This window comes from Enterococcus sp. DIV0802b, from assembly GCF_050543535.1.
Classification (GTDB): domain Bacteria; phylum Bacillota; class Bacilli; order Lactobacillales; family Enterococcaceae; genus Enterococcus_D; species Enterococcus_D entomosocium.
In genome coordinates this window covers 446,610-458,152 of the sequence record NZ_CP172941.1, presented here as the reverse complement: position 1 = coordinate 458,152, position 11,543 = coordinate 446,610, and the positions used below count along the sequence as shown (strand labels likewise).

The window sequence follows — 11,543 nt, the reverse complement described above, 5'->3', positions numbered from 1 at the left end:
TGGGTACTTATTTGATCGTTACGTATTCCAATCCTACAAGTTTCGCCCATGTTTCGATCTGATCAGAATTTAGGACAAGTGAGACAACGGTGTGATGGCCACCGCCTGTTTCGATCCACTGTTTGACGCCATCGTGGAAGTTTGGTTTTGGCGTCCACATTACTCGTGCAACCGGTAGTTTTGGTGCTTCTTCAGTTGGCTCAAAGGCATCGACTTCATTGATCAATAATTTGTAGTGAGTGCCAAAGTCGGCCATCGAAACCACGACACCTTCGCCGCCTTGGCCGTCAAACACGAGCCGGGCTGGGTCTTCACGATCCCCCATCGACAATGGCGAAACCACAATTTTTGGTTTGCTGGCTGCTAATACCGGATCGACTTCCATCATGTGGGATTGCAAGATGGCTTCTTTTCCTGGTGTCAGCTCATAGGTGTAGTCTTCCATAAAGCCAGTCGCTTTATTGTGAGCCATGATTTTCATCAAACGGTCAATAGCGGCTGTTTTCCAGTCCCCTTCACCGGCAAACCCATAGCCTTCTGCCATCAAGCGTTGTACAGCTAAACCAGGCAACTGCTGCATACCATACAAGTCTTCAAAGTTCGTGGTGAATGCCGTATAGCCGCCTGCTTCAAGGAAGCGGCGCAGACCGATTTCTTGTTTGGCTTGTGCTTTGACATGACGTGCCCACTCTTCTTTGTCGTAATCGCCATAATCGAAATCATACAGCTGGCTGTATCCTTCAAAGAGTGCATCGATTTCTTCGTCAGTCACCGCATCGACAACTTGTACCAAATCGCCGATCCCAAAATAATCAACGGTCCAACCAAATTGGATCTGTGCTTCGACTTTGTCGCCTTCCGTCACCCCAACGTTACGCATGTTGTCGCCAAAACGAGCGACTTTAATTTGGAAGCTTTCATTGTAGCCGACTGCCACGTCCATCCAAGCAGCAATTTCTTTTTGGATGGCTTCATTTTTCCAATAACCGACAACGATTTTGTTTTGCTTTTTCAAACGGGCATTGATAAATCCGTATTCTCGGTCACCATGAGCCGCTTGGTTCAAGTTCATAAAGTCCATATCGATGGTTTCCCATGGAATTTGTTCATTATATTGAGTGGCAAGGTGCAGCAATGGTTTTTGTAATAATTTCGTGCCGCGAATCCACATTTTTGCAGGTGAGAAGGTGTGCATCCAGGTGATCACCCCAGCGACTTCATCCCGATAGTTGACTTCTTTCATGATTTTCGTAATCGTATCGGCAGTAACAGCGAGTTCTTGTAAAACAACTGGATAAGGCAGCTTTGAGCTGTCATTTAAGCTTTTGACCATTTCTTCTGCATGATCCCGTACTTCTTGTAATGCTTCTTCTCCATATAAGTGCTGTGATCCTACGACGAACCAAAATTCTTTTTTCCCGATTTCTAACATTCTACTTGCTCCTTTTTCGTTATTTTTGCCCGTAATAGGCATTTTCTCCATGTTTGCGTAAATAATGTTTGTCTAAGACCCGCTGCGGCAATTCGGGTGCGTAACTGTTGAGCTGGTGCGTGATAAAATTCATCTTAGCGACTTCTTCTAAGACAACTGCGTTCATCACCGCCGCATCCGCCGTTTTGCCCCAGGTAAACGGTCCATGACCGTGAAGCAAGACACCAGGAATTTCTTCTGGCGTGATGCCGCGTTCCTTAAAGGTTTCGACGATCACCTGTCCTGTTTGTGCTTCATAGCCTTCATCGATTTCGGCTTGCGTCAAAAAGCGGGCACAGGGGACTGCTCCATAAAACGTATCGGCATGGGTCGTGCCCATCGCTGGCAGATCGAGTCCTGCCTGAGCCCAGCTCGTCGCCCAAGTAGAATGGGTATGGACGATCCCACCAATTTCTGGAAATGCTTTGTATAAAACGGCATGCGTTGGCGTATCGGAGGAAGGATTTTTCGCTCCTTCCACTACGTTGCCCTCAAAATCACAAACCACCATATCACTGGCTTGCATGGTTTCATAGTCAACACCGCTAGGTTTGATGACAAACAACTGCTGTTGGCGATCCACTGCTGACACATTGCCCCAGGTGTATTTGATCAATCCTTGCTTCGGCAATGCCAAATTGGCCTGAAAGACTTCTTCTTTTAATCCTTCTAACACAAAATTCCCTTCTTTCTTTTTAAATCAACGCATCGATTGCCGCTTGCTCGATCGGCAACCCTGCTTGGTAACGTTGAGTAAAGACGGTGAACCCCTGAATGTCGGCTTCTGTCGGGGCTAACGTCACGCCGTGGTCATTTTTAAATACTTGATCTGCTAAAAATGCGGCCAAGGATTGTTCTGGCGTGTGACGGCGAAGGTATGCTGCTAAAAGGGCGATCCCCCAGGCGCCGCCTTCACCAGCCGTTTCCATGACCGTGACTGGGGCTTCCATGACAGCTGCCAAGACACGTTGGGCAACTTCTGGCGTCTTGAAGATCCCCCCGTGACCAACGATTCGATCAATGGCGACGTCTTCGGCTTCCAGAATCTTCATCCCGATCTTCATCGCACCAAAGGCACTAAACAGATGTAAGCGCATGAAATTTGCTAAAGTAAAAGAACTCTCTGGCGATCGGACGAAAAGCGGCCGTCCTTCAGGGATCTTAGTGATATTTTCACCAGAATAATAGCCATAAGAAAGCATCCCGCCACATTCTGAATCCCCTTTCAATGCTTCGTTGAACAAGGTCGCAAACAATTCTTCCGTGGAAAGTTTCATTCCAGCTGCGTCGGCAAATTCGCGGAAAAGTTTGACCCAGGCATTGATCTCCGAGGTACAGTTATTCGTATGGACCATCCCCACCAAATCACCAGAAGGCGTCGTGACCAAATCGATCTCTGGATACACTTGCGTTAAGGGTTCTTCTAAGACGATCATGGCAAAAGCCGACGTCCCGGCTGAAACATTCCCGCTTCGCTGTGCCACACTATTCGTGGCAACCATGCCAGTGCCCGCATCGCCTTCTGGCGGACATAACGGGATGCCGGCTTGCAAGGTACCGGTTGGGTCGAGTTTTTTTGCGCCTTCTGCCGTCAATGTGCCGGCTGGTTCGCCTGCTGTCAACACTTGTGGCAAAAGGTCTTTGATCTGCCAAGGATACCCCTGACTGCTGATTTGCGCATCAAATTGCTGCAGCATATTCGCGTCATAGTTTTTTGTCGTACTATCGATTGGGAACATCCCAGATGCATCACCGATTCCGATAACTTTTTCCCCTGTCAGCTGCCAATGGACATAGCCGGCTAAGGTAGTGAAAAAAGCGACCTCTGGTACGTGAGCTTCTTGATTCAAAATCGCTTGATACAAGTGCGCGATACTCCAACGCTGCGGGATGTTGTATTGGAACAATGCTGTCAAAGCTTTTTCTGCTTCTTCCGTGATTGCATTGCGCCATGTCCGAAAAGGGACCAACAGCGTGCCTTGCTGATCAAAGGCCATATAGCCGTGCATCATTGCAGAAAAACCGATACTGCCGATCGTCGTCAAAGGTACCTCGAATTGCTGCTGGATATTGTGCGCCAACTCTTGGTAGCTGGCTTGCAGTCCTTGCCAAATCGCTTCTAGCGAGTAGGTCCAAATCCCTTGCTCCAATTGATTTTCCCATTCAAAGCTGCCAGAAGCGATCGTCTGAAACCGCTCATCGATCAAGACAGCTTTGATCCGTGTCGAGCCTAGCTCGATCCCAAGAGACGTGCGCCCGTCAATAATTGCTTGCCTTACTTGTTGCGTCATCTTCTTACTCTCCTTTTTGGTTATTGACTGAACCGCGAACGATCAGCTCTGGTTCAAAATAAAAGTGTTGTGCTTCTGTTGCCTTACCTGTAGTGATCCATTGTGCTGCCAATTCCCCCATCGCTTCTTTCGGGTGAGTCAGTGTGGTGATCGTCGGTGTGGACAAGGTGCTAAGGGGCGAGTCATCGTTTCCTACGATCGAAAAATCAGTAGGAACGTTCTTCCCAGCAGCCGTCAATGCTTGAATCAAACGATGCGCGATCTCATCGTTGTAACAAACGATGCCTGTGACTTGATTATCGGCAGCCGTCAAGCGCTGGATCGCTTGTTCAATAACGGCTTCTTTCGTCTCCGTCGTATACGTCAAGACGTCTTCTGCTGCAAACGTCCGCTTGGCTTGGGTCAACGCTTTGACAAACCCTTTCATCCGATATTTCCCTTGTAAGTCATCGATTTTCGTGATCATCATCAACTGCTGATGCTGTTGTTCTAATAGATAATTGGTTGCTAAAAAACCAGAACGTGTATCGTTGACACAAATATGCGGCAAGTCTAGTTCTTCGTAATAGGCATTGATCATGACGAGAGGAATCCCAGCTTCTTGGAGGGCGACATAATAGGCAAGATTCGGGTTGTACTGGCTGCTCTTCGTTGGTTCAACGATCAACCCGTCTACCCCTTGATCCATCATTTGCTGCAAGCACGCTCTTTCTTGCTCATGGTCATTGTTGGTTGAGCCTAAAAGCAGTGAGTAGCCTTGCTCCCGCAATGTCTGCTCCACGCCACGCATGATCGATGGGAAAATATAATCAGACAAATAGGTCATGATGATCCCAATCGTTTTGCGGTTTTTATGATTGACAGTCTCAGGTTTTGAAACGTAGGTACCTGAGCCCCGTTCTTTTCTTAAATAACCTTCATTGACCAAAACAGCGATCGCTTGGCGCACCGTGTGGCGGCTATAATGAAATTCTTCCTGTAAGGTTGCTTCTGAAGGGATCGCATCGCCTTCTTGATAGGTGCCTAAGCGGATCTTTTCTCTTAAGATATCCGCTAGTTGTTCGTACTTATTCGCCATTTTCATCCCAGCTTTCAAAAGTTGTCCGTACATCTAAAATACCAAGAAACCGCTTCCTTGTCAATTGCTGCTATACTAATTTTTCTGAAAAAGTAATAGAGAAAAAATTCCAAACGATCATTCACCTAGATTTTACTCATAATAAAAATAAATAAGATTAGATTTGTTGTATAATTGAATAAATAGTTAGTTATTTCTATGAAGGAGGCAAACACTTTGACGAGAAATATGAATGAAAATCGTGAGGCGCCAATCATTCTTTATTCAAAAAAATATCGAGAGAATCGCAAACACGAGGCTAGTTGTCGCTGGTTTATTACCAGTAAAGGTGTTTTGATAAACCATACCCATCCAAAAATCCCAGATGAAAAGATTCCCATGGCAAAAATTGCCGATGTGGAATTACATATAGGCAAAGGTCTCTTAGTGGACTACCTCCGACTGCAGGTACCAGGTAATTCTCATCTGCTTTATTTCACCAATCGAATCGATGCCCAAAAAGCCTATGAATTTTTAACGGATCATTTGGCAGCACTTGGCGGACAATCAGCCAAAAGTTACGTGGATGAAGAGGCTGGTAAAATCAAATTACTGTCTTATCATTATCGTGATGCTTGGATCATCGCAGAAGATACCCTCACGATCATCGACTACAAAAAGAAAGAAAAGCAGGTTTTGCAGATTCCCCAGATCACCAGTGTCAGTCTGAAAGAAGTTGCCGAATCTGGTCTTTGGAAAGGCAATGGCTTCTTGGAACTGTATATTGGCGGCGGGGCAATCAGAGAAACCCATTCTCGCAGAAGGACGGAACCAAACCACTCCCTTTGCTTTGCCGAAAAAGACCTGCTGATTGCTCGGATCATACAGCGCTATCTCACTAACTTCCCCCGTAAGCATGCGATACTGCCCCCGCGACCAACTGTAACCCCGACGGAACAGGTCATTGCTGATCTTCGCGAACTGAAAATGTTGGTCGATGAAGGAATTTTGACTGAAGAAGAATTTGCCTTAAAGAAAAAACAACTGTTAGGATTATAGAAGCCATCGCTTCGGGAAAAAAGCAGTCCTCCTGCCATGCAAAGGCAGAGATTTCGGTGAAGGGCTGTGCTTTTTTCTGGGAAAATTTTGAACGGTTTTTTTAGAACATGCTATACTAAATGAAGAATACGTAGAGTATCTCAAAGGAGGTCTTTCTCATTTTTTCTTTTAATGACATCAAAGCGCGTTTCCCCCAGGCAACGCTGCATGACAAAGTATCCACAACGAAGGACATCGAATCCATCGCTTTCGGCAAAAAATATATTTGGCTGCCAACTGACCAATTAAGTGACAGTGAAAAACTGCTGATCCAACTGGGAAACGGCTCTTTGCAACCAGAAATCGATAACCGAAACCATCCATGGTATCCGATTTTATTTGAACATCAGCCCGTTCAAGACCAAACGTGGGTCCGAATGCTGCAAGTTCATTTCACCCGAACCATTGACTCCTTGCAATCCGAATGGCTCGCAGAGATCCAGCAAATGCTCCCTAGCGTGGTGGATCTTTTTTTCCTCACCGAACACCATGCGGTGATCGTAGAAAAACAAGACGACACTAATTTACCCATCGAAGATCTCGACGGCTTATTCGTGGCTTTGGATATGGATTTCGACTGCTATTCCCAGCTGTTCGTTGGCCCCTTCCATCACCCACGCCACGACTTCACTACCTTATGGACGAGTGAATCTACCCTGTTTAAAAATGAGTTAAAAACGAAAACTACCAGTAAAAGTATGGATCTGCCCAAAGTGGTCTTCGCTCTTTTTCGCAATGGCTTTTCCGAGTATATTTCCTTGTTTCGTACCTTGTATCTAGATTGGTTTGAAGAAGAGACCGAAACGATCATTCAATCACTGTGGCGCAATCAAGGCAATGCGAGCTCCACTGCCAAAGAACTGTTTATGCATCGGAATTCTCTCCTATATAAGATCGATAAGTTTCAAACACTGACACGTTTAAATTTAAAAAATATGGATGATCTGCTGCTTTGCTATTTACTGATCGACCAATTCACCCATCAGAGCAATTAAACAACCTGCACAAGAAAACGTTTTTTTCTTGTGCAGGTTTCCGTTGCGCATTCGAAGCGTTTTCATTTATGCTATTCATGTAAACTAAATGGAAAGAGGTAATCCCAATGGTAGAAATGGCCTTAAAAAATATCCACAAAAAATATGACAATAATGATGCGTATTCGGTAACTGATTTTAATTTAGATATCGCGGATCGCGAATTTATCGTTTTCGTTGGACCTTCTGGTTGCGGAAAATCAACAACCCTTCGAATGATCGCTGGTTTAGAAGATATTTCTGAAGGCGAATTGAGCATCGGTGGAAAAGTAATGAACGATGTAGCACCAAAAGACCGCGACATCGCGATGGTTTTCCAGAACTACGCATTGTATCCCCATATGACTGTTTTCAACAACATGGCATTTGGTTTGAAATTGCGTAAATACGACAAAGAAGAAATCAAAAAACGCGTAGAAAATGCCGCTGAGATCTTAGGTTTGACAGAATACTTAGATCGTAAACCTGCTGCCCTTTCAGGTGGTCAGCGTCAACGGGTTGCCTTAGGCCGTGCCATCGTTCGTGATGCCAAAGTCTTCTTGATGGATGAGCCGTTGTCAAACTTAGATGCGAAATTGCGGGTTGCCATGCGTGCGGAAATCGCAAAATTACACCAACGTTTAGAAACAACGACGATCTATGTAACCCATGACCAAACAGAAGCGATGACCATGGCTGACCGGATCGTTATCATGAAAGATGGTTTCATTCAACAAATCGGTTCACCAAAAGAAGTCTACAACACGCCGAAAAATATTTTCGTTGCCGGCTTTATCGGTTCACCAGCAATGAACTTCTTCAATGTTACGTTGAATAACGGTATGATCTCTGATGGTCAAAGCTTGAATTTACGTATTCCTGAAGGCAAGAATAAGATTCTTGTGGAAAAAGGCTACGAAGGCAAACAATTAGTCTTTGGTATTCGTCCAGAAGATATCCACAGTGAACAAATCGCATTGGAAGCTTCTCCTGAAGCAACTGTACGTGCTGAAGTGGTCGTATCTGAACTATTAGGTGCAGAAACAATGCTTTATACACGTGTAGGTGCGACTGAATTTATCTCGAAAGTTGATGCCCGCGACTTCCACCGTCCAGGTGAAACAGTTGATTTAGCTTTCAACATCAACAAAGCGCATTTCTTCGACAAAGATTCAGAAAATGTCATCACACTTCCTTAATTTGTAGTTACCATGCACTGTTCTCGGATTTGCCCCCTAGGCAGTCGCATTTAACTAATATCCACTTTTATTCCTTATTTGTATCCCTCAAAAACAGACAGTCAGCCGACTGTCTGTTTTTGGGTTATTTTATTCTTCCTGAGGCACATAGCGCGCGGCCATGGTTTGAATGATCGGTGTTTGCCGAACTTGAGTAAAAACGATTTTGACAGCAGACACGCCGACCGCTTCAAAGCTGATGATTTTTTGATAGCCGATCGTCACTATTTCGGTCAGTAACTGTGGTCCTGCTACAGTTTGCAGAAAAATTTTTGCTTTTTCTACCCGTTGCCCATATTGAATCGCTTCCTTCAATACAAGTGAATTGATGACGACCGGTTCTGCAAAATGTAGGGTCAGCCATGGCCGTTTGTCTTCCAAGTCCGGTTTCCAATACTGGCCAAACGCTTGAGATAGTTGGAGCTTATCCATTCTGCTGGACACACTGGTTGAAGAGCTCGCAAACGTGCCGTTCCTTTCAGTCGTCACCTCTTTCAATTGTTTAATCGAGTGACCTAATTGCTGCAATGCCTTTTGATCCGTTGGATGGATCATACCATCCGGCATCGGCGGCACATTAAATAGAAAAGAACTATTGCCCCCAACGATCTGCTTGTAAAAAGACCAGAGCTCAGCGCCGCTTTTTACTTGTTGGTCTTCTGATGGATGATAAAACCAGCCGGGGCGAATCGATAAGTTGACCTCAGCAGGGTACCAAGCCAATTCGGCAGCTTCTTTAATGCCATACTTTTTCAGCGCTTGTCGGCTTCCTAAATCCATTTCCATACTGGAAATCGATTGCCGAAACGCTGTGCTATCGGCTTTTTGCGAATGACTCGCTGTTTTTTCAGCATCCTTTAATGCTGCTGGCACCACACTCCATTCTTGAAGTCTGGTTTGCCCCGCTTCGTTTCCTACCCAACGGACATCCGGTCCGCAAACCGCAATCACTGCATTGGGTTGCAGCTCACGAATCACTTGATAATACCGTTCCCAATCATAGTTTTGGCGTTTTCCATTGGGTCCTTCACCATTGGCCCCATCTAACCATATTTCGAATATATCACCATAATTGGTTAAAAGTTCTGTCAACTGCGCCGTATAAAAATCATCATAGGCTTGCCCCATTCCATAACAAGCTTCATGCTGATCCCAAGGCGATAAATAAATGCCGAATTTCAGGTCTGCTTGACGGCAAGCATCAGAAAGTTCTTTCACTAAATCACCTTGACCATTGCGCCAGGGCGTTGAAGCGACTGTGTAAGCAGTGTGCTGGCTTGGCCATAAGCAAAAGCCGTCATGGTGTTTACAGGTCAAAATGATTCCCTGCATACCGCTTTGCTTCATTGTGGAAACCCATTGATGACAGTCTAGCTTTTGCGGGTCAAATACCGTTGGCGACTCATTGCCGAGCCCCCATTCACGATTGGTCATCGTATTGAGACCAAAGTGGATAAAGCCATAAAATTCCAACTGCTGCCACTGTAGTTGTCGTTTACTGGGGCGAATCTGAGTAAGTTCTGCTGGTTCGATAATCTGTTCCTCCATTCTATGAGTTGTTTGCTGCTTTAAGGAAACAGATACAAGATCGATTCTTGACTGTTTCCTCATTGGAAAAGATCCAACGCCTTTACTGTACTTCCGTCATCTGTACGCTCACTGGCAAACGAAGTACAGGAACTGACTGAAGCACCATTCAATCGACGGGTCTTCCCTATCAGGTGATCAAACTACTTTACGATAAAAAGAGTAGTGCTTGCTTGGGGGATTCGCAAGGCACTACTCTAAACAACATATTCAAACGCTGAAACACATAGCTCTTTTTTGAGCCTAGCGATCGTTTTGTAAGAGGGTGAGGCTGTCTGCAAGGACAGCTTCGCCATCTAACAGCTCGTAATCTGTTTCTTTGATTAATTTATATGGCACCGCTTTGACCATGAGAAAGTCTTTTAATCGATTGACTTCGTACTTCGACTGCGGACCGATCAGCAAGGCATCGACTGTTTGTTGCTGCAGGATCTGTTCAGCAATGATGGCTGGTGCCGAATAGATATGCACAGCTAGCCCTTTTTCATCTGCGGCCCGCTGCATATTTTTTACTAAGAGTCCCGTAGTGATGCCGGCGGTACAAATCAATAAAATCGTCTTTTGTGCTTGGTCCTCCATAAACAGGCCCTCCTACGAAATTTTCTTTTTCTTATTGTAGATATCCAACACGACAGCCAGCAGCAAAATCAACCCTTTGATGGCTTGCTGCCAATCGACACCGACTCCTAAGATCGACATCCCATTGTTTAAGACACCCATCACGAGACCACCAACGATCGCCCCCATCACGGTACCAATACCGCCTGAGGTGGAAGCACCGCCGAAATAAACTGCGGCCATTGCATCTAATTCCATTGACGTTCCCGCTTGCGGTGTGGCTGCATTCAACCGAGCGGCTAAAACCAAGCCCGCCAAAGCTGCCATCATCCCCATGTTCACGAAGACCCAGAAGGTGATTTTCTTCGTCTTGATCCCAGAAAGTTCGGCTGCTTTTTTGTTGCCGCCGGTTGCATAGATTTGACGACCAGCGACGGTTTTGTTAGTCAAAAAGCCATAGGCAGCCACGATCACCCCTAAGACGATCAAAATGATCGGATACCCTTGATAAGAGGCAAAGATGTAGGTAGCACCGAGAAAAACAACCGCAGTAAAGACGGCTTTAAAGGCAAAGGCTGCCATTGATTCCACTTCAAAAAGATTTTTTTTGCGGCGCTCACGGGTCCGCCATTGGCCTAAAATCAGGATGCCCGTGATCACTACACCTAAAATCATGGAAAGTAAATGGATCTGACCGCCTGCAATATCTGGCAAATAGCCGGTGGAAATTTGTTGGAATGCCTTGGGAAACGGTGCCAATGATTGACCGCCTAAGACGACTTGGGTCAATCCTCGAAACATTAGTAAACCAGACAAGGTCACGATAAATGCTGGGATACCGACATACGCGACCCAGAAGCCTTGCCAGGCACCGATCACTGCGCCCATCAGTAAGCAAAGAGGCACTGCCAGCCAAGGACTGATGCCGTTATTGACCATCAAGACGCCTGCAATCGCACCGACAAACGCCATCACGGAGCCTACGGATAGATCGACATGTCCTAACAAGACGACCAAAAGCATACCGGCTGCTAAAACGAGAATATGACTGTTTTGCAACACGAGGTTGGTGATATTCAGCGGCCGCCAGAAAATTCCGTCGGTCATGAGCTGAAAGGCCACCAATAATACTGCTAAGATAATGATCATACTGTATTTGCTAAAGATTTCCAGTGCCTTTTCTTTCAGCGAATGGCTGCGTTCTTTTTTTAATTTATTGGTTGTTTCCAT

At 45.6% G+C, this 11,543-nt stretch carries 10 protein-coding genes; 3 read left to right on the top strand and 7 right to left on the bottom strand.

The genetic code is table 11. The features are described 5' to 3' along the window. Positions 1 to 7: 7 nt before the first annotated feature. The 4 genes from araA to IGJ12_RS02170 are packed head-to-tail and all read right to left on the bottom strand — an operon-like array spanning position 8 to position 4,873. Positions 8 to 1,432 (bottom strand): L-arabinose isomerase, encoded by a 1,425-nt coding sequence (gene araA / locus IGJ12_RS02185; RefSeq protein ID WP_008376130.1) that lies wholly within the window; start codon positions 1,430 to 1,432, stop codon positions 8 to 10. A 19-nt stretch (positions 1,433 to 1,451) separates the two neighbouring features. After that, positions 1,452 to 2,147: an L-ribulose-5-phosphate 4-epimerase gene (locus tag IGJ12_RS02180; protein WP_315041038.1), complete on the bottom strand. Its 696-nt coding sequence runs from the start codon at positions 2,145 to 2,147 to the stop codon at positions 1,452 to 1,454. A gap of 19 nt (positions 2,148 to 2,166) precedes the next feature. Beyond that, positions 2,167 to 3,762 (bottom strand): xylulokinase, encoded by a 1,596-nt coding sequence (locus IGJ12_RS02175; RefSeq protein ID WP_016619664.1) that lies wholly within the window; start codon positions 3,760 to 3,762, stop codon positions 2,167 to 2,169. Positions 3,763 to 3,766: 4 nt separating this feature from the next. Further along, the gene (locus IGJ12_RS02170; RefSeq protein ID WP_400451260.1) at positions 3,767 to 4,873 is read right to left on the bottom strand and encodes a GntR family transcriptional regulator; all 1,107 of its coding nucleotides are present in this window, start codon (positions 4,871 to 4,873) and stop codon (positions 3,767 to 3,769) included. Positions 4,874 to 5,038: 165 nt separating this feature from the next. Between IGJ12_RS02170 and IGJ12_RS02165 the strand changes: the two genes are divergently transcribed. The 3 genes from IGJ12_RS02165 (at position 5,039) to IGJ12_RS02155 (ending at position 8,129) form a co-directional block, all read left to right on the top strand. After that, positions 5,039 to 5,878 carry an SHOCT domain-containing protein gene (locus IGJ12_RS02165; RefSeq protein ID WP_061053689.1) on the top strand — a complete coding sequence of 280 codons (840 nt, stop codon included), beginning with the start codon at positions 5,039 to 5,041 and terminating at the stop codon, positions 5,876 to 5,878. Between the two features lie 329 nt (positions 5,879 to 6,207). Beyond that, complete coding sequence (locus tag IGJ12_RS02160) at positions 6,208 to 6,912, top strand: helix-turn-helix domain-containing protein (RefSeq protein ID WP_400451259.1); 705 nt, start codon at positions 6,208 to 6,210, stop codon at positions 6,910 to 6,912. Between the two features lie 107 nt (positions 6,913 to 7,019). Then, entirely contained in the window at positions 7,020 to 8,129 is a 1,110-nt protein-coding gene (locus tag IGJ12_RS02155; RefSeq protein ID WP_008376142.1) for an ABC transporter ATP-binding protein, read from the top strand. 129 nt (positions 8,130 to 8,258) lie between these two features. On the opposite strand, the gene IGJ12_RS02150 is transcribed toward IGJ12_RS02155, so the two are convergent. From IGJ12_RS02150 to mmsB, 3 genes are all read right to left on the bottom strand, one after another. After that, entirely contained in the window at positions 8,259 to 9,779 is a 1,521-nt protein-coding gene (locus IGJ12_RS02150; protein ID WP_430619293.1) for an alpha-L-fucosidase, read from the bottom strand. Between the two features lie 219 nt (positions 9,780 to 9,998). Continuing rightward, the gene (locus IGJ12_RS02145) at positions 9,999 to 10,334 is read right to left on the bottom strand and encodes a PTS sugar transporter subunit IIB (protein ID WP_086299035.1); all 336 of its coding nucleotides are present in this window, start codon (positions 10,332 to 10,334) and stop codon (positions 9,999 to 10,001) included. A 12-nt stretch (positions 10,335 to 10,346) separates the two neighbouring features. Next, positions 10,347 to 11,543, bottom strand: coding sequence for a multiple monosaccharide ABC transporter permease (gene mmsB, locus IGJ12_RS02140; RefSeq protein WP_005227258.1), 1,197 nt, complete (start codon positions 11,541 to 11,543; stop codon positions 10,347 to 10,349).

Excerpts from the sequence above, each read along its gene's own strand:
- araA (WP_008376130.1), bottom strand. The coding sequence starts at position 1,432 with ATGTTAGAAATCGGGAAAAAAGAATTTTGGTTCGTCGTAGGATCACAG.
- IGJ12_RS02175 (WP_016619664.1), bottom strand. The coding sequence starts at position 3,762 with ATGACGCAACAAGTAAGGCAAGCAATTATTGACGGGCGCACGTCTCTT.
- IGJ12_RS02165 (WP_061053689.1), top strand. The coding sequence starts at position 5,039 with ATGAAGGAGGCAAACACTTTGACGAGAAATATGAATGAAAATCGTGAG.
- IGJ12_RS02145 (WP_086299035.1), bottom strand. The coding sequence starts at position 10,334 with ATGGAGGACCAAGCACAAAAGACGATTTTATTGATTTGTACCGCCGGC.
- mmsB (WP_005227258.1), bottom strand. The coding sequence starts at position 11,543 with ATGGAAACAACCAATAAATTAAAAAAAGAACGCAGCCATTCGCTGAAA.
- IGJ12_RS02170 (WP_400451260.1), bottom strand. The coding sequence starts at position 4,873 with ATGTACGGACAACTTTTGAAAGCTGGGATGAAAATGGCGAATAAGTAC.
- IGJ12_RS02155 (WP_008376142.1), top strand. The coding sequence starts at position 7,020 with ATGGTAGAAATGGCCTTAAAAAATATCCACAAAAAATATGACAATAAT.
- IGJ12_RS02150 (WP_430619293.1), bottom strand. The coding sequence starts at position 9,779 with ATGAGGAAACAGTCAAGAATCGATCTTGTATCTGTTTCCTTAAAGCAG.